The following is a 21,100-nucleotide window of genomic DNA, read 5'->3' on the forward strand; positions in this document are numbered from 1 at the left end:
CGTTGTGAAAAAGGGGTCTCTCATGGCCGTGCCCAAACCTGTCGTCCTGTGCATTCTCGATGGTTGGGGTCTGGCACCAGATGGGCCGGGAAATGCCCCCTCCCTCGCTGCAACCCCTTGTTTTGACAGGCTTATGGCGACCTGCCCGAACGCCACGCTGATCACCTACGGGCCTGATGTGGGCCTGCCCACGGGGCAGATGGGCAACTCCGAAGTGGGCCACACCAATATCGGTGCGGGGCGTGTCGTGGCGATGGATCTGGGGCAGATTGACCTTGCGATCGAGGATGGCAGCTACAGAGAGCGCCCCGCTTTGTTGCAATTCATTGAAAAGATGAAGAAAACCGGCGGTGTTGCGCATGTCTCCGGCCTCACCAGCCCCGGCGGTGTGCACAGCCACGAGAGCCACATCCTGGAAACCGTCCGCGCCCTGACAGATGCCGGAATTCCCGTTCAAATTCATGCGATTACAGATGGTCGCGACGTCGCCCCACGGTCCGCAATCGAGACCGTCGCAGCCTTTGACGCCGCTTTGCCCGATGGCGCCCTTATCGGCAGTCTGATCGGTCGCTACTACGCCATGGACCGCGACAACCGGTGGGAGCGGGTGCAGCAGGGCTATGACCTTGTTATTGAAGGGAAAGGCCACGAAGCCGCCAGTGCCGAGGCCGCCATTCAGGCCGCCTATGAACGGGGCGAGAACGACGAATTCATCACCGCGACGCGGATTGCTGGCTACCAGCAGCCCAAGAACGGCGACGGCCTTCTGTTCCTCAACTTCCGCGCCGATCGCGCGCGGGAAATCCTTGCCGCGCTGGCCGATCCGACATTCGTTGAATTCGACATTTCCACCCGCCCCAACTGGGCTGCGACCTGCGGGATGGTGGAATATTCCGATCGGCACAACGCCTATCTCGACGTGATCTTTCCCAAGCAGGATATCGTCAACACTCTGGCTGAATGGGTCGCCAGCCATGGCCGCACCCAGTTCCATATCGCGGAAACCGAGAAATATCCGCATGTCACCTTCTTCCTCAATGGCGGCAAGGAAGACCCGGTCGAAGGCGAAGACCGCTACATGCCGAAATCGCCAAAGGTCGCGACCTATGATCTGCAGCCGGAGATGTCGGCGGGCGAGGTGACAGCGCATCTCGTGGACGCAATCGAGAAGCAATACGATCTGATCGTCGTGAATTTCGCCAATCCCGACATGGTGGGGCATACCGGCATCATCCCCGCTGCCGTGAAGGCTTGTGAAGCGGTTGACCAGGGGCTCAGTGCGGCGGTTGCGGCGCTGGAGAAGGTGGGTGGCGCGATGATCGTCACGGCGGATCATGGCAATTGCGACATGATGATCGACCCGGAAACCGGCGGGCCGCACACCGCGCATACGCTGAACCCGGTGCCGGTGATCCTGTTTGGCGGGCCGGAGGGCGTGACCATGCAGGACGGGCGGCTGGCCGATCTGGCACCCACTGTGCTGAAGCTGATGCAGCTCGACCCCCCTGCCGAAATGACTGGAAAGTGCCTGTTTGCATGAGGCTGATGGCGCTGATCACGGCGCTTTGTGCCTATGGTTCTGCAGCATTCGCGCAGACGAACGACCCTGCCTTGACCGCGCAACGTGCGGCGCAGATGCTGGAACGCGCGGCCCTGACCATGGCCGAGGCCGACGACGCCCGCGACCGGGTCGATGCGCTGACGGAAACGATCCGTGCCTATGAGGAAGGCCTGTCGGCCCTGCGCGAAGGCATGCGGCGGGCGGCGATCCGGGAACAGTCGATCACGGTCGTGTTCGAGGCAGAACAGGAACGGTTGGGCCGACTTCTGGGGGTTCTGCAATCCATGCAGGCCGCGCCCGCGCCGCTTTTGCTGATCCATCCGGGTGGCCCCGTGGGCACCGCGCGGTCCGGCATGATCGTGTCAGAGGTCACCCCGGCCGTTGCCGCCGAAGCCATGGAACTACGCCGCCAGTTGGAGGAACTGGCCCTGCTGCGCGCGGTTCAGGAAACCGCCGAAGACCAACTGTCCGCCGGGCTGACTGGCGTGCAGGAAGCCCGTGTTGCGCTCAGCCAGGCGATGGCCGAACGGCGTACTTTGCCGCCGCGGTTTACCTCTGACACGGATGCGCTGCTGGAACTGACCCAAAGCGCCGAAACTCTGGATAGTTTCGCAACGGCCATTCGCGCGCTTGACGTGATGGCCGACGCCAGCACCCGGCTGCCCTCTTTCAACGATCAGCGCGGCCAGCTTCCTCTGCCCCTTCAAGGGCGAATTCTGCGCGGCTTCAACCAGTCAGATGCGGCGGGTGTGACCCGGCCCGGTCTGATCCTTGCAGCCGAATCCCGGGCGCTTGTTTCGGCCCCGTGGCACGCGACGGTGCGCTATGCGGGGCCGCTTCTGGACTATGGCAATGTCATCATCCTTGAACCGCAAGGGGACCATCTGCTGATTCTCGCAGGGCTGGGAGAGCTGTTCGTAAGGGCCGGGGACCTGCTGGCATCGGGTGATCCCGTCGGTTTGATGGGCGGTGAAGCGCCAAACCGCGAAGAATTGATCGTTTCTGACCCGCTTGCGTCTGGTGGAGAGCTGTCGGAAACGCTTTATATGGAACTGAGAGAGGCCGGAGAGCCCGTGGACCCGACCGCGTGGTTTGCGACACAAGACCAGTGAGGATTTGAGAAAATGAGAAAGTTCATGATGGCGGCCCTCGGCGGCACCGCGGCGGGTATTCTGCTGACCACCCAAGTCGCCGGCCCCCTGATCGCCCAGGAGAACATTCGCAACTCGACCGTTTACGAACAGCTCGACCTGTTCGGCGATGTGTTCGAGCGGATCCGCACCTACTATGTCGAAGACGTGGACGAGGCGGAACTGATCGAGGCCGCGATCAACGGCATGCTGATGTCGCTTGACCCGCACAGCTCTTACCTGCCGCCGAGCGACTATGAATCCATGCAGACCCATACGCGGGGCGAATTCGGCGGCCTTGGCATCGAGGTGACGCAGGAAGAGGGCTTCGTCAGGGTCATCACCCCGATGGATGACACCCCCGCCATGGAAGCGGGCGTCGAGGCCGGTGATTTCATCACCCATGTGGACGGGGTCACGCTGCTTGGCCTGACCCTGGAAGATGCCGTCGACATGATGCGCGGTGAAATCGGATCTGAAATCGTGCTGACCATCGTGCGTGAAGGCGAGGATGAACCCTTCGACATCACCATCGTGCGCGACCGAATCCGCCTGACCGCCGTGCGTCACCGTCTGGAAGGCAACACCGCCATTCTTCGGATCGCCAGCTTTACCGAACAGACCTATCCGAACCTGCGCGACGGGCTGGAAGAGATGATCGCAGAGGTCGGCGGGATCGAGAACCTGGAAGGCGTGGTTCTGGACCTGCGCAACAACCCCGGCGGGCTGCTGACCCAGGCCATTCGCGTCTCGGACGCGTTCCTTGACCAGGGCGAGATCGTGTCGACCCGAGGCCGCAATCCCGAAGACGGCGAGCGCTATAACGCAACGCCGGGCGACCTCATTGACGGCCTGCCGATGGTGGTGCTGATCAATGGCGGCTCTGCCTCGGCCTCCGAGATCGTGGCCGGTGCACTTCAGGATCACCGCCGGGCGGTTGTCGTGGGCACCAACAGCTTCGGCAAGGGCTCGGTCCAGTCGGTGATGCCGGTGCAGGGCGATGGCGCGATGCGTCTGACCACGTCGCTCTATTTCACCCCATCGGGCCGGTCGATCCAGGCGCTTGGCGTGGCCCCCGATATCCTCGTGGAACAGCGCGAAGTGGGTGAGGTCGAGGATAATGGCCGTCCGCAGCGTACCGAGGCCGGACTGCGCGGGGCCCTGTCCAACGCGACCCTGACCGAGGATGAAATCCGCCAGTTGGAGGAAGAACAGGAACAGGCCCGCGCCACCGCCGAACTGCGCGCGCAGGACTATCAGCTGGCCTATGCCATCGACATCCTGCACGGCCTGAACGCCCTGCGTCCCCGCTAAGGGGGCGCGGGTCCAATGACTCCCGAAAACCTGGCAAAGCTGCCCTATCGGCCCTGCGTCGGCGTGGTTCTGATCAACCGCGCCGGGCAGGTTTTTGCCGGACAGCGCGCCGATATGGATGTGCCCGCGTGGCAGATGCCTCAAGGCGGCGTCGACAAGGGCGAGGAGCCAGAGGCCGCCGCCCGGCGCGAGTTGCTGGAGGAGACCGGCGTTTCGTCTGACCATGTGACGCTGGTGGCGCGGACCGCCGACTGGCTGCCCTATGATTTCCCGTCCGAGATTGCCGGGAAGAGGTGGGGCGGCAAGTTTCGCGGCCAGAAACAGATGTGGTTTCTGATGCGGCTGGATGCGCCCGATGAGGTGATCGACCTGTCCTACAAGGATATCGAGTTCTCCGACTGGCGCTGGATGGACCCCACTGCGCTGCTGGAAACCATCGTGGAATTCAAGCGCCCGATCTATCAGGCGGTCCTGTCGGAGTTCGGGCTGGTGTGAACACGGCCCCGCTCGTGCTATCCTGACCGCCCCTTGCCGGAGGCCGCCATGATCCACCGCCTGCTTCTGACCCTTGCCATCCTCGCTGCAACAACCGGCCCCGCGCTGTCCCTGTCCTGCGCCTATCTCGACGCCGCCGCGATGTACCAGCAGGCCGCCGAGGCCAGCACGCGCTATGTGATCGTGCACGGGGCCTTCCTGCGCAATGGGCCGGATGTGCCTTTGCCGCCCGATACCGACGACCCGGACACACCGCCGCCCTACAGCGTCGAGATGCTGTTCTACGGCGATCTCGGCAGCCGTGTCGGCTTTCGCACGCCGGTGGAACTGGAGGTGACAGTGCGGGTGAACTGCGTGCTCAGCTGGTGTGGTTCCCCGCCCGAAGAGGGGCGCGAGGTGCTGGCCTTCCTGAGGGTGGATGAGGACCGTCAGTACCACCTCGGCATCGGCCCCTGTCCGGGTTGGGTGATTTACAACCCGTCACAGCAGGACCTCGACCAGATCACCGCCTGCATGCGGGGCGAGACCTGCGAGGCCGGGCGGTAGGAAGGCCTTTCGAAAGGCCTTTGCCGCGCGCCGGTGATGTTGGCCCGATCCTCATATGGAACGGCACATGAAGAGCCCGTCGTTGCAGGTACTCCAAATGAGAACAAAAGGTGAATATACTACCCAACACCATGGGATTCGCAGAGCTCTCCATCACCTCCAACTTCACCTTCCTGACGGGAGGATCGCACCCCGAGGAGTATGCGCGCCGCGCGGCCCTGCTGGGGCTGGAGGCCATTGCGATTGCCGATGAAAACTCGGTCGCCGGGATCGTGCGCGCCTGGTCCGAGCTGAAGGAGATCAAACGCCAGATCGCCGAGCGGCAAGCGGCGGACAAAGATCCGATCGGTCCCCCGAAACCGGCCCATCTGCCCGATCCGCCCCGCGCGCCGATCTTCCATCTGCCCCGCCTTCTGCCTGCTGCAAGGCTGGTTCTGCGAGAGGGGCTGACGCTCACCGCCCTGCCCCGGGACCGGCGCGGATGGGCGAACCTCTGCCGGATGCTGTCGGCGGGCCGGTTGCGGACCGGGAAAGGCTCTTGCGATCTGGGCCTTCCCGACCTCTGGCAATTCGCCGACGGGTTGGAACTGCTCCTCCACGGCCCGGCCCACATCCTGACCCATCCGCGCGGCGCGGGCGATTGGTGGGCGCAGGCGAAACAGGTCACGCGCCGCCTTGGCCCCGCCTGTCACCTGCTGATGGCCCCCGCCTATGACGGGCATGACCGGCTGCGCTTTGAGCGGCTGACCCGGCTGGCGGGGCAGTTGCGCATCCCCACCGTCGCCTCTGCCGCACCGATCATGCATCACGGGGCGCGGCGCAGGCTGACCGATGTGCTGACCTGTATTCGCCTCGGCATCCGGGTGGAGGATCTGGGCACGAAAGCGCAGGCCAATGCCGAGCAGCGCCTGCGCGGCGAGGGAGAGACACGCCGGATTTTCGCAGGGTTCGAGGATGCCGTGGACCGGACCACCGAGATCGCCGCGCGCTGCCGTTTCGACATCGGGTCGCTGCGCTATGAATACCCGTCCGAGATCAGCGGCGGGGAAACCGCGTCGGAACGGCTGGAACGGCTGGCGCGGGCCGGGCTGAAATGGCGCTACCCCTCCGGCGCGCCGGATCGCGCGGTGAAGATGCTGGAGCATGAGCTGCGGCTGATCGCCAAGCTTGGGTATGAGCCCTATTTCCTGACCGTCCACGATATCGTCGCCTTCGCCCGGTCGCGCGGCATCCTGTGCCAGGGGCGCGGGTCTGCGGCCAATTCCATCACCTGTTATTGCCTCGGCGTGACTTCGGTTTCCCCTGAGGTGGGCACCATGGTCTTCGAACGTTTCGTTTCCGAAGCCCGCGACGAACCCCCCGATATCGACGTGGATTTCGAACATGAACGGCGCGAGGAGGTGATCCAGCATATCTACGAACGCTACGGCCGCCACCGCGCCGGGCTCTGCGCGACGGTGATCCATTATCGCGGCAAGCGGGCGGTGCGCGAGGTGGGCCGCGCCATGGGGCTGAGCGAAGACATCCTCGGCGCGCTGTCGTCGCAAATCTGGGGCTGGGGCAGCAGCCGCGACATGGCCGATCAACGGATGCGCGAACTTGGCCTCGACCCCACCGAACCGCGCCTGCGCCAGACCATGGCCTTGGTGCGCGAAATTCAGGGGTTTCCCCGGCATCTCAGCCAACATGTTGGCGGTTTCATCGTGACCGAGGGGCGGCTTGATGAACTGGTGCCCATTGAAAACGCCACGATGGAGGATCGCACCGTCATCTGCTGGGACAAGGACGATATCGACGCTTTGGGCATCCTCAAGGTCGATGTGCTGGCGCTTGGCATGCTGACCTGCATCCGCAAGGCCTTTGATCTGATCGAGCGTCACCACCAGACCGACTATACCCTCGCCACCCTGCCGCCCGAGGATCCGGCGGTCTATGACATGCTGTGCAAGGCGGACTCGCTTGGCGTCTTCCAGGTCGAATCCCGCGCGCAGATGAATTTCCTGCCCCGGATGCGGCCGCGCTGTTTCTATGACCTCGTCATTCAGGTCGCCATCATCCGCCCCGGCCCCATTCAGGGCGATATGGTGCACCCGTTCATCCGGCGCCGGAACGGGGAAGAGCAGGTCAGTTTCCCCTCGGACGAGTTGGGCGCGGTTCTGGGCAAGACGCTTGGCGTGCCGCTTTTCCAGGAACAGGCGATGCAGATCGCCATCATCGGCGCAGGCTTCACCCCCGATCAGGCGGACCGGCTGCGGCGGTCTCTGGCCACGTTCAAGAAGCATGGCAATGTCAGCGATTTCCGCACGCTCTTCATGAAAGGTATGCGCGAACGCGGCTATGACGAGGATTTCGCCGCGCGCTGCTTTTCGCAGATCGAGGGGTTCGGCAGTTACGGCTTCCCCGAAAGCCACGCCGCCAGCTTCGCCCTGCTGGTCTATGCCTCCAGCTGGATCAAGCGCCACCATCCCGGCATCTTCGCCTGCGCGCTGCTGAACTCGCAGCCCATGGGGTTTTACGCGCCCGCGCAGATCGTCCGCGATGCCCGCGAACATGGGGTGCAGATCCGCCCCGTCGATATCAACAAAAGCTACTGGGACAATGTGATGGAACCCGACGGGCGCGGCGGGTTGGCGCTCAGGCTCGGGTTCAGGCAGATCCGCTCGATGCGAGAGGAGGACGCCCGCTGGCTCGCTGCAGCGCGCGGCAATGGTTACCCGGCGGTCGAGGATGTCTGGCGCCGCGCCGGTCTGTCCGCCCGCGCCTTGGCAGTGCTGGCCGAGGCCGATGCCTTCGCCGGGATTGGCCTTTCGCGGCGAGAGGCGCTTTGGGCCGCCAAGGCGCTGCTGCCCGCCGAGCCGCTACCGCTTTTCACCGGTGACATGGATGGCGAGGCGATCGAGGAACCGGAGGTCATGCTGCCCGAGATGACCGAGGGCGAACAGGTGGTGGAGGATTACGTATCCATGCGCCTGACCCTGCGGTCCCATCCGGTGGCGCTGATCCGGCATCTGCTGAGCCCGGGGCTAAGCCCGGACGCGCTGCGGAAAAGTTCGCAACCTGAAAGGGAAATGATCTAGAGTTCCCACACGCATTTGGTGCGAAAGGGGGAACCATGTCCATTCATCTCATTGCTCTGTCACTTCTGATGGGGGCGATCATCTCGATCTACCTGCCGATGATCACCCAAACGGCGCGCATTCTTGGGTCTGGCCCGATGGCCAACGTACCGTTCTTCGCCATCGCCCTGATCTCCTCGGTCATCATCGCCATCGCCAATGGCAGCCGCATGGAGCAGTTTCGCAGTATCGGCACCCTGCCGCTGTGGCTGCTCACTGCGGGCGTGATGAGCGCGGGCATGATCATCGGGTCCAGCTTCCTGATCCCGCGCATCGGCATCGGGGCGTTCTTCGTGCTGCTGGTGTCGGGGCAGGTCCTGGCCGGGCTGGTTTTCGGCTATTTCGGGCTGTTCGGAGTGCCCGCAAGCGACCTGACACTTGGTAAGGTTCTTGGGGCAGCGCTGGTCATTGGCGGCGTCTACCTCGTGACATTCCGCTGATTGGGAAGGACAGGATGCACTATCATCACCTTTACGCATCAGACGATGGTGAAAGCCATTGGCGCACGGTAGACGTGCCGCTGCAGGAACGGAGCTTCGCCCCGCCCGCGCAGGCCATTTTCGTCTCGGAGGCAGAGCCTGCGGTCGCCACCGTCTTCCTTCGGCTCGATCCGGGCTGGGACGAGCCCATTCACCCCACACCCAAGCGGCAGACGCTGTTCTGCCTTGGCGGCGCCGTCCGGGTCACTGCAAGTGACGGCGAAGCGCGGGTGATCGGCAAGGGCGATGTCTGGCGGATGGAGGATACCCACGGCAAAGGGCACCATACCGAGGTGATCAGCAAAGACGCGTTTGAGGCGGCGGTGGTGCAGTTCGACTGATCAGACCCTAAAGCCCGTATTTCCCACGGTTCTGACCGACCTGTTTCATCACGCGCACCAGTTCGAAACTGATGCCGGGTTCCGACAGGGCATGGCCCGCCGCGCGGACCATGTGCAGCCGACCCGACCGCCATCCCTGAGCCAGATCATGGGCGGATCGGGGCGGGCAGATCATGTCATAGCGGCCCTGCACGATGACGCCGGGGATATGGACGATCTTGTGCAGGTCGCGCAGGATCTGGCCGTCTTCCTGCAAAAAGCCCTTGTTGACGAAATAGTGGTTTTCCAGCCGGGCGAAGGCGCGGGCGTAGTCCGCAGGGGCCTCGCCTGGATTGCCATCGCTTTCCACCGAGGCCAGCGCGTTTTCCCAGGCCGACCAGGCGCGGGCGTGGCGGGTTTCGATCATCAGATCGCCGGAGAAGAGCCGCCGGTTATAGGCCGCGATCATGTCGCCGCGTTCCTCTTCCGGGATCAGCGCCGAAAACCGCGCCCATTGTTCCGGCCAGAACTGCCCCGCGCCGCCGCCATAGAACCAGTCGAGCTCGCGCTGCGTAGACAGGAAGATGCCGCGCAGGGCCAGAAAGGCCGCCGCTTCCGGGTGGGTTTCGGCATATACCAAGGCAAGGGTGGCACCCCAGCTTCCGCCAAAGACGGCCCATCTGTCGATGCCGAGCGTTGCCCGGATGCGCTCGATATCCGCCACCAGATGCCAGGTCGTGTTGTCCCTCGTCGAGGCGTGGGGCCGCGACCGGCCACAGCCGCGCTGATCAAACAGGATCACCCGGAACACCTCGGGGTCGAAATAGCGCCGCATCGCCGGGCTGCACCCGCCACCGGGCCCGCCATGAAGCACCACAACCGGCGCGCCATCGGGATTGCCGCATTGTTCCACATAGATCTGATGCCCGTCGCCCACATCCAGCATCCGCTGATCGAACGGGTCGATCGGCGGGTAGAGATAGGCGCCTGCGCGCTTTTGGCCGGAGAATTTGTCCATGTTTCCCCTATATAGACCGATGGGGTGGGTCTGCTATGCCTGCCACGATGACAAGATCGGAAGGGGATGTCCATGAACAGCGCCACGAATACTGTTGATGACGCTGAAATCGCCAAGTTCGAGGCCATGGCGGCGGAATGGTGGGATCCCAAGGGCAAGTTCGCACCCCTGCACATGATGAACCCGATCCGGCTGGACTACATCACCGCCCAGATCGCCGCCGAATTTGGGCGCGATTTGCGGGATGAAAAGCCGTTCTACGGGTTGCGCCTGCTGGATATCGGCTGCGGTGGCGGGCTGTTGTCGGAACCCATGGCGCGGCTTGGGGCCACCGTGGTGGGGGCCGATGCGGCAGAGCGAAACATCCCCGTCGCGCAGGTGCATGCCGAACAGTCGGGGCTGGAGATCGACTATCGCCACACGACAGCCGAGGCGCTGGCAGAGGCGGGCGAACAGTTCGACGTGGTCCTTAACATGGAAGTGGTCGAACACGTCGCCGACCCGCAGGCCTACCTGACCGCCTGCCGGCAACTGCTGAAACCGGGCGGGCTGATGATCTGTTCTACGATCAACCGGAACCCGAAAAGCTTTGCGCTCGCCATTGTCGGCGCGGAATACGTGATGCGCTGGCTGCCCAAGGGCACGCATGAATGGCACAAGTTCATCACGCCCGAGGAGCTGTTTGCCCTGATCGAAACGGCAGGGTTGGACCCGGTGGACCGCAAGGGCTTCGTCTTCAACCCCATCAGCTGGCGCTGGTCGATCTCGGACCGCGACCTGAGCGTGAACTATGTGACGGCGAGCGTGAAGCGGTAGGTTGTCGTGCTTAATTTGAGATTTAGCGCTTGGACTTCAGGAGTGGGCCAACGTTTAACACAGCTAGACCGCGTCTGCCGTGCTTTACTGATGCTGCCATGTTGCCTAATTTATCAAATACGCTAGGGTGGCTGAATGGAATCTAACTATCTGGTGCAACATGTGGGGATTTTTGCGTTCATTTTGGCGTAGCCACAAATCCAAGATTGCGCTCACCGTTTTTTGCATAGCTGTTGCGCTGTTTGATACGTTCTGGACAACGCTCTCACCAATTGCTGCAGGGGCATTAGCTATTGCTATTGTTCCGTGGGTGGTAGGTATTATCGAGAGAATCAATGCTCCCGGTGGTTTTGAGATTGTTTTTGCTAAGGTCGAAGGCCAACTGAATGCGTCAAAATCTACGCCGGACCAGGATGATATAGACGCCTTTAGTTACTTCGAAGATAGCGACCCAAATTTAGCCATAGCTTTGCTACGTGTGCAGATTGAACGTCGCTTGCGCCAGATAGCAGAGGAGGTACAGCTGAAACCTAATTTACGAGGAAGACCTAGGTCCCTGAGGTCGCTTGCAGAAGACCTTGAAAAGGAAGGAGCCATTCCGAATGAGGCTGTGACTCTTTTGATGGATCTCAATCCTGTTCTTAATGAAGCTGTTCATGGCTTGGAACTTCAGGCAAACGCTTCAGAATTTGCGCGCAACTACGGACCGAAGATACTCTCCCTTTTGAAATCAAAGACGAGATAGATCATTCTTTTAATTTGATGTGAACCGTCTAGTGGGCAGTTTTGAGATGCCCCCTCAATCCTTCTGCGCGACTTCCAGTTCGATCCGCATTTCGCGGATGACGGGCAGGGTGGCGCGCATGTGGGCGGCGGCGCGTTTCCCGGGTGTGCGGCTACGGCACCTTCCGGCCACCATGCCTCGCACTTAGCTCCCTTACGCGCACCTTGCCCCGTTGCTCAACCTGATGCAGACTTTCTACCGGAGGAGGGATGTCTCCACCATCACTGGATCCGTTGGCATGAGCTCATCCCGGCCCCTTGCTTTGGGAGGAGTGTGCCATGACATCCGAGACCACAGAGGCCCCGCCGCAGAACCATCAGACCCCACGCCAGCGGGCAACCCTCACCATCAATAGGGTGACGGCAGAGGACATCCGGGCGTCGCTCAAGGCTGGCTTTGCAGACTTTCTGGCGCGCCCGGTCATGAGCGGCTTTTTCGGCCTGTTCTACGCCTTGTTCGGTATTCTTTTCATCTGGGCGCTCGTCTGGCTCGGCAAGATCTGGATGGTCATCCCTGCCGCCGTGGGCTTTCCGCTGGTCGCACCCTTCGCGGCGGCGGGGCTTTATGAGATGTCCCGCCGGATGCAGAGGGGCGAACGCTTCGGCTGGTCGGACATCCTCACGGTCATGGCCAATCAGCGCAATCGGGAACTGGGCTGGATGGCCTTCACCACCCTGTTCATCTTCTGGGTGTGGGTCTACCAGATCCGGCTCTGGCTCGCGATCATCCTGCAAGATGCGTCCTTCTCGGATGTCGACGGGTTCCTGAGCATCGTGTTCTTCACGCCAGAGGGCTGGACCTTCCTCGCCATCGGAACGGTCGTCGGTGCGGGCCTGTCGGCGGTCCTGTTTTCCGTGACCGTCATTGCCATGCCCATGCTGCTGGACCGGGAGCTTGATTTCGTGACCGCCATGCTCACCTCCATCCGCGTCGTGGTTGAAAACAAGGGCGTCATGCTGACCTGGGCCGCGATCATCGCGGTCACCATAGTGCTGTCGCTGGTTCCCGCGTTCCTGGGCCTGATCTTCACCCTGCCGATCCTCGGCCACACCACATGGCATCTCTATCAGCGGGCCGTGGCACCGGTGGAGGCGTGATCGGCACCGGCCACGCATGAATTGCGATGAACAGCCCCTCGCAGGAGCTGTCTTCGCTGATCGTAGGGCGAGGCTCGATCCGGTGGACCGCAAGGTTTTCGTCTTCAACCCCATCAGCTGGCGCTGGTCGATCTCGGACCGCGACCTGAGCGTGAATGACGTGACGGCGAACGTGAAGCGGTAGGTTTTTCAAGGTCGTCTGAGAAGCCATTCGGCTGCAAACGGGCGTCTGGTATGCGGGACAATTCTTGCGTTTTTGGGATTGCGCCTCGACGGTGCGTTAGGCCCATACCGAACCTCCGTCCAGTGTGGATTGAACGCGGGGGACCAGCAAGGATCGTCTATCCAACCCTTCCGCAGTGAAAGATCTGAACAGAGTTTTCTTCCTCGTCTTCACCGTCCATCCAGACAGATGAGTAGATGCGCGTCGCAAGACCTTCGCCCCACATCTCAAAATGCGCGTGGACGTTCAAACCGTCGGCGTCCTGCCCAGAATATCTATAGGTGTAGAAGTCTTCAGCCTCTATGACAGTGTTCGAATACTGTTCCCGTACGCCATCGATGTATTCAATGGTCATCGCCGCGGTCTCACTGTCAAAATCCAGTCGAAACGCCTCGTCGCAGGCCTCCTCGGAATCCCACCAGTAGTTGGCCAACCGTTCTGGCAATGGCGTGTTCCAACGGTTGTCAAAAAGATCAGTGGTGCTCTGAAGCACCGCGCCCGCGATGAACAATCCGACAACGATCAGTATGCCGATCGTTGATTTGCTTTGGTTAAGATTCACAAGAGGACCCGCTCCGAGAGTTGTTATCGTAGGTCTGATGTCTAGCCTTAGAGAGCCATAGTTCAACAAGCAAAGGACCTTGATCGAAGCGGCTCGCGTTGCGGCCCATGATTTGTCCTAGACCCTCCCGAATCCGGGATGGGACAATTCTATACGAGGACGGAACGATTCTATCCCTGTTGGTGGACCACTTATCAGCCCCACCTGAGTGGTCCGATTTGACTGATAGTACATCATCGGCCTTTGGTCCATCTGGGCGACGGTTCCCGCTCATCGCAACGAATGATGCGCCGGACACCAAGGTCCGGGTAGGGCTCAAAGCAGCCAATAGGGGCGCGAGACGAGCCCAACCCCTCAATCCTTCTGCGCCACTTCCAGTTCGATTCGCATTTCGCGGATGACGGGCAGGGCGGCTCTCACGCGGTCGGCTCCGACCTCCTGAACGGTGCGGCTGAGGATGGGGGCGATGGTCTGCAGGGCGGCGTCGCGGGCGGCGCGGCCTGAGGGGCTGATCGCTACGAATTTGCGGCGGGCGTCGTCCCAGTCGGGGCGGATATGCACGTGGCCCGCGATCTCCAGCCGGTTGAGCGTATTGGTCATCGCCCCGCGCGTGACGTGGAAGAGCCGCGCCAGTTGCGCCGGGCTGCGTTCCTCGTTCGACCGGGCCAGGTGGTTCAGAACCGAAAAGTGGCTCAGCTCCATCCCCTTGGGCAGCGCCTTGCTCAGCAGGGACCGCGCCAGTTGATCGGCCATGAACAGTTCAGAGAACAGGGCAATGGCGAGGGGATCGTCGTTTGTCTTCATGTCACCAGGGTATAGGGCCGGTCATGTCGGATCGAGGGCACACGCCCCCGAGCCTTGTCCACCTCTTTGACGTCCACGTCAATGATATGCAGCCCCGGTTCGGTGCCCGCATCCAGCAGAACCTCACCCCACGGCGCCACGACAAGGCTGTGGCCGTGGGTCTGGCGGGGTTTGCCGGTGCTCACCTTGTGATCGCCCGTTTGCGCGGGCGCGATGACGAAACAGCCCGTTTCGATGGCCCGCGCGCGCAGCAGGGTTTCCCAATGGGCCTTGCCGGTGACGGGGGAGAAGGCGGCAGGCACGGTCAGCACCTGCGCGCCTGCTTTGGCGAGGTCGCGGTAGAGATAGGCGAAGCGCATGTCGTAACAGATCGACAGGCCGAAAGTGGCCAGCGGCGTCTGCACCACCACCGCGCGGTCGCCGGGGCGGTAGCCGTCGGATTCGCGGAAGGTTTCCGTCTCCGTCACGTTCACGTCGAACATGTGGATCTTGTCGTACCAGCCGGCGATCGCGCCCTTGTTCGAGATCATGAACGACCGGTTTGCAAAACGTCCATCCGGGTCACCCGACTGCACCCCGAGCGAGCCGAGCAGCACCCAGAGGCCAGCATCGCGCGCGGCGTCACGCACCGCGGCAAGGGTCGGGTCCGTGTCCTGCGCATGCAGCACTGCCGCCTGATGGCTGCGGCTTTGCGAGACACAATTGGTGACCTCGGGCGTCAGCAGAATATCTGCCCCCGCGGCCTTCGCCTCTGCCAGCGCGGTCAGAACCGTTTCGGTATTCTCCTCCGGATCGTCCGAGGAGCACATCTGCAAAATCGCGGCGCGCATTCAGCCCTGCAACAATGGGTCCAGCTTCCCCGCCCGATCGAGCGCGGCCATGTCATCGTAACCGCCCACATGGGTCTCGCCCACGAAAATCTGCGGCACGGTGTGGCGGCCATTGGCACGGGACAGCATTTCCTGCCGCTTGTCCGGCGCACGGGCCACGTCGTATTCGGAAAAGCTGATGCCCTTGTCGGTCAGCAGCCGCTTGGCCGCATGACAATAGCCACAGAAGGGTGAGGTGTAGATTTCGACAGTCTGCATAGGTCTGGTCCCGAAAATTCGTCCTGTTCGGCCCCCTAGTTAGGCATCCTTGGCCACGCGCGCCAGTGCCATCACGCGAACGTTCTCTGCGCCAGCCTCATGGCAGGCTTGCGCGGCGGCGGCAAAGGTGGCGCCAGAGGTCATCACGTCGTCGACCAGCAGGATATCGCGGCCCACCAGAATATGGCCCCGCTTGGGATGCGGATGGATCGAATCGCGCAGGTTCTCGAACCGCTCTTCCCGGCCCTTGCCGTCCTGGCTGGCGGTCTTGCGAATGCGCTTCAACGCGTCCGGGGCAAAGAAGGCCTGTGTTTCATTGGCCAGCGCCTGCGCCAGCAACGCCGACTGGTTCACCTTGCGCCGGAACAGACGCCACCAGTGCAGGGGGATGGGCACAATCACGGTATTGTCGGTCATCAATGGCCCAACCTTCGCCGCCATCCATTTGCCCGCCGCGCGCGCAATCGCGGGCTGGTCGCCATGTTTCAGGCGCAGAACCATCTTTCGCCCGTTGCCGGAATATGTGAAGACAGTGCGCCCCTTGTCCCAGGGCCGCGCGATGGTCAGGCAATCGTCGCAGCGCAGGCCTGGTTCCGGGTCAGATCCGGGCAGGGGCGTGCCGCATTGGTCGCAGGAAGGGCCGGTAATGAAGGGCGTATCGCTCCAGCAATTTGCGCAGAGTCCGAACTCCGTCTCGACCGGCGCACCGCAACAGACGCAATCGGGCGGAAACACCGCATTCACAGCCGTTTGCAATTTCATCCCGGCCCCCTAGGTTGCTGCGACATGACCGCCAAGACTGACATGACCCGGCCCGAGCTGATTGATCAAGAGGCCTTGACCCGCCACCGCGCCCGCGCGCGGCTGGATCGGGCGGGTTTTCTGCATGACGAGGCGCGGTTCGAGCTGCAGGAAAGACTGCTCGACGTTAACAGGACGTTTACATCGCCTGCGATCGTGACATCTTTTCCAGACCAGTGGGCCGATTTCCTGCCCGATGCTGTCATTGTGCCCGATGAAGATGTTCTGGCGCTCGACCCCGGCGCGCATGATCTGGTGATCCATGTGATGGGCCTGCACTGGGCAGAAGACCCGGTGGGGCAACTTGTGCAATGCCGCCGCGCCCTGCGGCCCGACGGGCTGCTGATGGTGGCGATGCTGGGGGGCGAGACCCTGAACGAGCTGCGTACCGCGCTGGCACAGGCCGAAAGCGAAGTCATGGGCGGCTTGTCCCCCCGCGTGGCCCCCATGGGCGAGATCCGCGACCTTGGCGGGCTTCTGGGCCGGGCTGGCCTGTCGTTGCCCGTTGCCGACCGCCTGCCGCAGCGGGTGACCTATCAGACACTGTTCCACCTGCTGCGCGACCTGCGCGATATGGGGGAAACCAACGCGCTCGCCGCGCGACACAAGGCCACCCCGCCCCGCGCGCTCTTCGCCCGCGCCGCACAGATCTACGCGGAACGCTATCCGGCGGAAGATGGCCGCATCACCGCGACATTTGAACTGGTGTTCCTGACGGGCTGGAGCCCGCATGACAGCCAGCAGAAACCGCTTCGCCCCGGATCCGCCGCCGCAAGGCTGGCCGAGGCGCTGGACACAACCGAGTTCGACGAATCCGCCCGGCCCGTGCCGGCACCCAACACAAGAGGCCAGGAATGACCCAAGCTCTGCCGCACGCCCCCGCCGATCATCCCCCCGTCAAGTTCGGGAAAATCGGCGTTCTGCTCGCCAATCTCGGCACGCCTGACGATTACAGCTACTGGCCCATGCGCCGCTATCTGAACGAGTTCCTGTCGGACAAGCGCGTGATCGACTACCCGGCCTGGAAATGGCAGCCGATCCTGCAGGCGATCATCCTGACGAAGCGGCCCTTCAGTTCCGGCGCGGCCTACAAGTCGATCTGGAACCACGACAAGGGCGAAAGCCCGCTGATGACGATCACCAAGGATCAGACCGCCAAGATGGTCGCCGAGATGCAGGCGCGCCACGGCGACACCGTGATGGTTGATTTCTGCATGCGCTACGGCAATCCCTCGACCAAGTCCAAGGTGAGGGCGATGGTCGAGGCGGGCTGCGACAAGATCCTGTTTGTGCCGCTCTACCCGCAATATGCCGGTGCGACCTCGGCCACCGCGAATGACCAGTTCTTCCGCGCATTGATGGAGGAAGCGTGGCAGCCCTCCGTCCGCACCCTGCCCGCCTATTTCAACCACCCGTCCTATGTGGATGCGCTGGCCGGATCGGTGGAGCGCGCCTATGCGGCCATGGACAGCAAGCCAGACATTTTGGTTGCCTCCTATCACGGGATGCCGGAACGCTATCTGATGCAGGGCGATCCCTACCATTGCCAGTGTCAGAAGACGACGCGCCTGCTGCGCGAGCGGTTAGGCTGGGACAAGAGCCAGATCGTCACCACCTTCCAGTCGAAATTCGGCCCCGAGGAGTGGCTGAAACCCTATACGGTGGAAGAGGTCGCACGGCTGGCAGAGGCGGGAAAGAAGCGCATCGCCGTCATCGCACCTGCCTTCTCAGCCGATTGCATCGAGACGCTGGAAGAGATCAACGAAGAGATCAAGGAAAGCTTCGAAGAGGCGGGCGGGGAAGAGTTTACCTATATCCCATGTCTGAACGACGAAGCGGCCCACATCTCTGCCTTGGCGGATGTGATCGACGTCAATCTGTCTGGCTGGATCTAAGCGGCAACCACCGGGCGGCCGGCAAATTCGGTCTGGCCGACCCGCACGACTATGAACCCGTTGGCGAGCGTCTTAACGAAAGTGCCTTGCACGGAAACGCAGGAACCGAGAACGATAGTCTTGATCATGTTTCTCTTCCGAAGCTGAACAAGCTTGGTAGTTTAGGCATCCTTGACGGCATGTCACCACTGGAAAGGCTATCCTTGCGGATACTTCGCAGGCGCAAACAGCCACTCAGAGCCAATCGCGCAGGATCGGGATCAGGGGAATGTCTGCTGGAGGCATCGGGTAGTCGCGCAATTGATTCGCCCGAACCCAAGCCAATTGCTGCCCTTCCTGCGCGGTCACGATGCCCTGCCATTTGCGGCAGGCGAAGAGCGGCATCAGCAGGTGGAAGTCGTCATATGTGTGGCTGGCGAAGGTCAGCGGGGCCAGGCAGCTTTCCCATGTGTCGATGCCCAGTTCCTCGTGCAGCTCGCGGATCAGCGCCGCCTCGGGTGTTTCTCCGGGCTCGACCTTGCCGCCCGGAAACTCCCACAGGCCCGCCATCGACTTGCCCTCGGGGCGCTGTGCCAGAAGCACGCGCCCGTCAGGGTCGATCAGCGCAACGGCGGACACCAGAACGGTTTTCACGACCGGTAATCCGCGTTGATGGTGATGTATTGATGGGTCAGGTCGCATGTCCAGACCGTCGCCTCGCTGCTGCCAAGGCCCATATCCACAGCGATCACCAGTTCGTCCCGCTTCATGTAATCCGCGCCCGCCTCTTCCGTGTAGCTTTCCGCGACCCAGCCTTTTTCGGCCACGAGGATATCGCCAAAGCGGATGTTCAGCAGGTCCCGATCCGCCGCCGCCCCTGATTTACCCACGGCCATGACGATCCGGCCCCAGTTGGGGTCTTCGCCCGCAATCGCCGTTTTCACCAACGGCGAATTGGCAATTGCCCGCGCGACCTTGTCGGCATCGCGGGCGGATTTCGCGCCGGTCACGCGGACCTCGACCAGTTTCGTCGCGCCCTCGCCATCGCGCACAATCTGCAGCGCGAGATCCTGCAAAACCTCGGTCAGACCGGCGGCAAAGGCACGACCTGCCTCGGTCCGGGCGGATGTGATCGGGCTATTGCCAGCCATGCCGGTGGCAGCAACCAGAACCGTGTCAGATGTCGAGGTGTCGCTATCGACCGTAACCGCGTTGAAGCTGACATTGGTGCCGGATTTCAGCATCGCCTGAAGCGCGGGCTGGGTCACGGCGGCATCGGTAAAGACATATCCCAGCATCGTCGCCATATCCGGCGCGATCATGCCTGATCCCTTGGCGAATCCCGCGATCGTCACGGTCTGGCCGTCCAGCTCCACCTGACGCACCGCACCCTTTGGGAAAGTGTCGGTCGTCATGATGGCGCGCGCGGCGTCTTCCCAGTTGCCCTCGGCAAGCCCGTCGCGCAGGTCGGTCAGCGCATGGGTGATCTTCTCGGGCGGCAGAGGTTGCCCAATCACGCCGGTAGAGGATGAAAACACGTGCCCCTTGGGCAGGTTCATCAGCTGCGCCAGCGATCCGGTCACCTCGTCCACGGTCTGCTGCCCGGCATGGCCGGTGAAGGCGTTGGAATTGCCCGCGTTGACGATAAAGGCAAAGCCTTTGGCCGCGCCGGGTTTCAGCGCCGCAAGCTTGGCCTCGCAATCCAGCACCGGCGCGGACCGGGTGGACGACTTGGTAAACACGCCTGCAATGGTGGTGCCGGGGGTCAGTTCCGCCAGCATCACATCCTTTCGGCCCTTGTATTTCACGCCAGCGGCAACAGCCGACAGGCGCAGGCCCTCGATGGGGGGGATCGACGGAAACCCGTCTTTCGGCGCCAGCGGGGATACCGCGGGCGCCGGTGTTGTCGCGGGCTGGCTGGCCTCTGCGCCCTCTCGCTCGGCCTTGAGCTTCTTGCGCAGTTTGTTCAGCTTGCGTTTCAGCTCGGCCACCTCTCCGGTTGCCTTGCCGTGTTTCGCCTTCTTGTCTTTTTTGGCCATGCCCGCCCCTTGTGGCAAATCAGTTGTCCAGCAGATCGAGATTGCGGATCAGAGCCGGGTCAATGTCAAGCTCCGGACGGTCGATTTCGGCCGCTGCGGTCAGGGATTCGATATGCGCATCGACGCGGGCCTGGCGCAGACCCTCTTCCAGCTGTTCCCGTACCTCTTCCAGAGCCGGGGCGGCTTGGTCGCGGCTGTCATTCAGGATGACGACATGCCAGCCGAAGCGGGTCTCGACGGGGGGCGAGACCTCGCCAACTTCCAGCGCAAAGACCGCTTCCTCGAAAGACGGCACCATCATGCCGGCGGTGAACCAGCCAAGCTGCCCGCCATTGGGGCCGGAGGGGCCGGTGGAATGCTCACGCGCCAGTTCCGCGAAGTCCGCGCCGCCTTCAAGTTCCTCGACCAGAGCCTGTGCCTCTTCCGCGGTCGCCACGAGGATATGCGAGGCGTTGTACTCGGTGACCGCTTCCATTTCGCCGAACTCGGCGTCATAGGCGGCCTGCAATTCTTCTGCCGGAATCTCGGCCAAAGCGATCTCGTCCAGCGTCAGGGCTGCGACATAGGCGCGTTCTTCGTTTTCCAGTCCAAGGCGCATGGCGGCGGACAGGTCGTCCCGCGCGGCGGTGGCCACGATTTCCTGCTGAATCAGCTGTTCCAGAATACCGGTCAGCAATACGTCATCGGGCAGCGCCTGATACTGCTCGGGCAGTTGCGAATGCGCCACGATGATATGGCCAAGCGTGATGTTCTGACCGTTGATCGTTGCAAGCACCGTTTCTGCGTCCTGAGCAAATGCAGGCGTGATCATAAGCGCGGACAGGGCCGCACCGGCAAGAATTCGTTTCGTCATTCAAGATATTCCCATGTTGGATGGCCGGGAAGGACTCCCGGCCGCGTTGACACATTTCCAGCAGCCCCTTATGTCCCTTTCTGGTTTGGCATCGGGGCCTAGCCTGACTTGGGGTCGTTTTAGACGCCTGCAACCAGCCGAACAACCCGATGACCTCAGGTTTGACAGATTGTGGCTGCA

Annotated in this window: 23 protein-coding genes and 1 pseudogene; 14 read left to right on the forward strand and 10 right to left on the reverse strand. The window is 62.4% G+C overall.

The window, feature by feature from the left end; genetic code table 11:
* Positions 1–22 precede the first annotated feature (22 nt).
* From gpmI to EP237_RS16015, 8 genes are all read left to right on the forward strand, one after another.
* Entirely contained in the window at positions 23–1,540 is a 1,518-nt protein-coding gene (gene gpmI / locus EP237_RS15980; protein ID WP_127561907.1) for a 2,3-bisphosphoglycerate-independent phosphoglycerate mutase, read from the forward strand.
* On the forward strand, positions 1,537–2,673 hold the full coding sequence (locus EP237_RS15985; RefSeq protein WP_127561908.1) for a murein hydrolase activator EnvC family protein: 1,137 nt from the start codon (positions 1,537–1,539) through the stop codon (positions 2,671–2,673). Before gpmI ends, EP237_RS15985 begins: the two co-directional genes overlap by 4 nt.
* A 12-nt stretch (positions 2,674–2,685) precedes the next feature.
* Entirely contained in the window at positions 2,686–4,005 is a 1,320-nt protein-coding gene (locus tag EP237_RS15990; protein WP_127561909.1) for a S41 family peptidase, read from the forward strand.
* 15 nt (positions 4,006–4,020) lie between these two features.
* Positions 4,021–4,500 (forward strand): RNA pyrophosphohydrolase, encoded by a 480-nt coding sequence (locus EP237_RS15995; RefSeq protein ID WP_127561910.1) that lies wholly within the window; start codon positions 4,021–4,023, stop codon positions 4,498–4,500.
* Positions 4,501–4,548: 48 nt separating this feature from the next.
* Positions 4,549–5,046 (forward strand): hypothetical protein, encoded by a 498-nt coding sequence (locus EP237_RS16000; protein ID WP_127561911.1) that lies wholly within the window; start codon positions 4,549–4,551, stop codon positions 5,044–5,046.
* 131 nt (positions 5,047–5,177) lie between these two features.
* Positions 5,178–8,123, forward strand: a complete 2,946-nt coding sequence (locus EP237_RS16005) for an error-prone DNA polymerase (protein WP_127561912.1) — start codon at positions 5,178–5,180, stop codon at positions 8,121–8,123.
* Positions 8,124–8,158: 35 nt separating this feature from the next.
* Positions 8,159–8,602, forward strand: coding sequence for a DMT family transporter (locus tag EP237_RS16010; RefSeq protein WP_127561913.1), 444 nt, complete (start codon positions 8,159–8,161; stop codon positions 8,600–8,602).
* Between the two features lie 14 nt (positions 8,603–8,616).
* Positions 8,617–8,982, forward strand: a complete 366-nt coding sequence (locus EP237_RS16015; protein WP_127561914.1) for a cupin domain-containing protein — start codon at positions 8,617–8,619, stop codon at positions 8,980–8,982.
* Positions 8,983–8,989: 7 nt separating this feature from the next.
* Here the strand turns inward: EP237_RS16015 and pip are convergent, their stop codons facing one another.
* Positions 8,990–9,979 carry a prolyl aminopeptidase gene (pip, locus tag EP237_RS16020; RefSeq protein WP_127561915.1) on the reverse strand — a complete coding sequence of 330 codons (990 nt, stop codon included), beginning with the start codon at positions 9,977–9,979 and terminating at the stop codon, positions 8,990–8,992.
* A 72-nt stretch (positions 9,980–10,051) separates the two neighbouring features.
* Between pip and ubiG the strand changes: the two genes are divergently transcribed.
* The 4 genes and pseudogenes from ubiG to EP237_RS16040 form a co-directional block, all read left to right on the forward strand.
* Positions 10,052–10,795, forward strand: coding sequence for a bifunctional 2-polyprenyl-6-hydroxyphenol methylase/3-demethylubiquinol 3-O-methyltransferase UbiG (gene ubiG, locus EP237_RS16025; RefSeq protein WP_127561916.1), 744 nt, complete (start codon positions 10,052–10,054; stop codon positions 10,793–10,795).
* A gap of 127 nt (positions 10,796–10,922) precedes the next feature.
* Positions 10,923–11,540 carry a hypothetical protein gene (locus tag EP237_RS16030; RefSeq protein WP_127561917.1) on the forward strand — a complete coding sequence of 206 codons (618 nt, stop codon included), beginning with the start codon at positions 10,923–10,925 and terminating at the stop codon, positions 11,538–11,540.
* Positions 11,541–11,857: 317 nt separating this feature from the next.
* Positions 11,858–12,676, forward strand: coding sequence for a DUF2189 domain-containing protein (locus EP237_RS16035; protein WP_127561918.1), 819 nt, complete (start codon positions 11,858–11,860; stop codon positions 12,674–12,676).
* A 61-nt stretch (positions 12,677–12,737) separates the two neighbouring features.
* A pseudogene (locus EP237_RS16040) lies at positions 12,738–12,860 on the forward strand (bifunctional 2-polyprenyl-6-hydroxyphenol methylase/3-demethylubiquinol 3-O-methyltransferase UbiG); the annotation flags it as partial.
* 157 nt (positions 12,861–13,017) lie between these two features.
* Here the strand turns inward: EP237_RS16040 and EP237_RS16045 are convergent.
* The 5 genes from EP237_RS16045 to EP237_RS16065 form a co-directional block, all read right to left on the reverse strand.
* Positions 13,018–13,461 (reverse strand): hypothetical protein, encoded by a 444-nt coding sequence (locus EP237_RS16045; RefSeq protein ID WP_127561919.1) that lies wholly within the window; start codon positions 13,459–13,461, stop codon positions 13,018–13,020.
* Positions 13,462–13,815: 354 nt separating this feature from the next.
* Complete coding sequence (locus EP237_RS16050; protein WP_127561920.1) at positions 13,816–14,265, reverse strand: MarR family winged helix-turn-helix transcriptional regulator; 450 nt, start codon at positions 14,263–14,265, stop codon at positions 13,816–13,818.
* Positions 14,262–15,095, reverse strand: a complete 834-nt coding sequence (locus tag EP237_RS16055) for a carbon-nitrogen hydrolase family protein (protein ID WP_127561921.1) — start codon at positions 15,093–15,095, stop codon at positions 14,262–14,264. The genes EP237_RS16050 and EP237_RS16055 overlap by 4 nt, the downstream gene beginning before the upstream one ends.
* Positions 15,096–15,353 carry a glutaredoxin 3 gene (grxC, locus tag EP237_RS16060; protein WP_127561922.1) on the reverse strand — a complete coding sequence of 86 codons (258 nt, stop codon included), beginning with the start codon at positions 15,351–15,353 and terminating at the stop codon, positions 15,096–15,098.
* Positions 15,354–15,392: 39 nt separating this feature from the next.
* Positions 15,393–16,115 carry a ComF family protein gene (locus tag EP237_RS16065; protein ID WP_127561923.1) on the reverse strand — a complete coding sequence of 241 codons (723 nt, stop codon included), beginning with the start codon at positions 16,113–16,115 and terminating at the stop codon, positions 15,393–15,395.
* Between the two features lie 24 nt (positions 16,116–16,139).
* On the opposite strand from EP237_RS16065, the gene EP237_RS16070 reads away from it, so the two are divergent.
* Both EP237_RS16070 and hemH read left to right on the forward strand, forming a co-directional pair.
* Positions 16,140–17,012: a methyltransferase domain-containing protein gene (locus EP237_RS16070; protein ID WP_240661670.1), complete on the forward strand. Its 873-nt coding sequence runs from the start codon at positions 16,140–16,142 to the stop codon at positions 17,010–17,012.
* Positions 17,009–18,049, forward strand: coding sequence for a ferrochelatase (gene hemH, locus EP237_RS16075; protein WP_127561924.1), 1,041 nt, complete (start codon positions 17,009–17,011; stop codon positions 18,047–18,049). The genes EP237_RS16070 and hemH overlap by 4 nt, the downstream gene beginning before the upstream one ends.
* Here hemH and EP237_RS23710 read toward each other — a convergent pair.
* From EP237_RS23710 to EP237_RS16090, 4 genes are all read right to left on the reverse strand, one after another.
* Positions 18,046–18,177 (reverse strand): hypothetical protein, encoded by a 132-nt coding sequence (locus tag EP237_RS23710; RefSeq protein ID WP_276317006.1) that lies wholly within the window; start codon positions 18,175–18,177, stop codon positions 18,046–18,048. The two genes, hemH and EP237_RS23710, sit on opposite strands and share 4 nt — an antisense overlap.
* 106 nt (positions 18,178–18,283) lie before the next feature.
* Positions 18,284–18,682, reverse strand: a complete 399-nt coding sequence (locus tag EP237_RS16080) for a (deoxy)nucleoside triphosphate pyrophosphohydrolase (protein ID WP_127561925.1) — start codon at positions 18,680–18,682, stop codon at positions 18,284–18,286.
* Positions 18,679–20,067 (reverse strand): bifunctional glutamate N-acetyltransferase/amino-acid acetyltransferase ArgJ, encoded by a 1,389-nt coding sequence (gene argJ, locus EP237_RS16085; RefSeq protein ID WP_127561926.1) that lies wholly within the window; start codon positions 20,065–20,067, stop codon positions 18,679–18,681. The genes EP237_RS16080 and argJ overlap by 4 nt, the downstream gene beginning before the upstream one ends.
* A gap of 19 nt (positions 20,068–20,086) precedes the next feature.
* Positions 20,087–20,920 carry a peptidylprolyl isomerase gene (locus EP237_RS16090; RefSeq protein ID WP_127561927.1) on the reverse strand — a complete coding sequence of 278 codons (834 nt, stop codon included), beginning with the start codon at positions 20,918–20,920 and terminating at the stop codon, positions 20,087–20,089.
* Positions 20,921–21,100: the final 180 nt, after the last annotated feature.

Source organism: Nioella ostreopsis (genome assembly GCF_004000255.1).
In the GTDB taxonomy this organism is placed as follows: domain Bacteria; phylum Pseudomonadota; class Alphaproteobacteria; order Rhodobacterales; family Rhodobacteraceae; genus Nioella; species Nioella ostreopsis.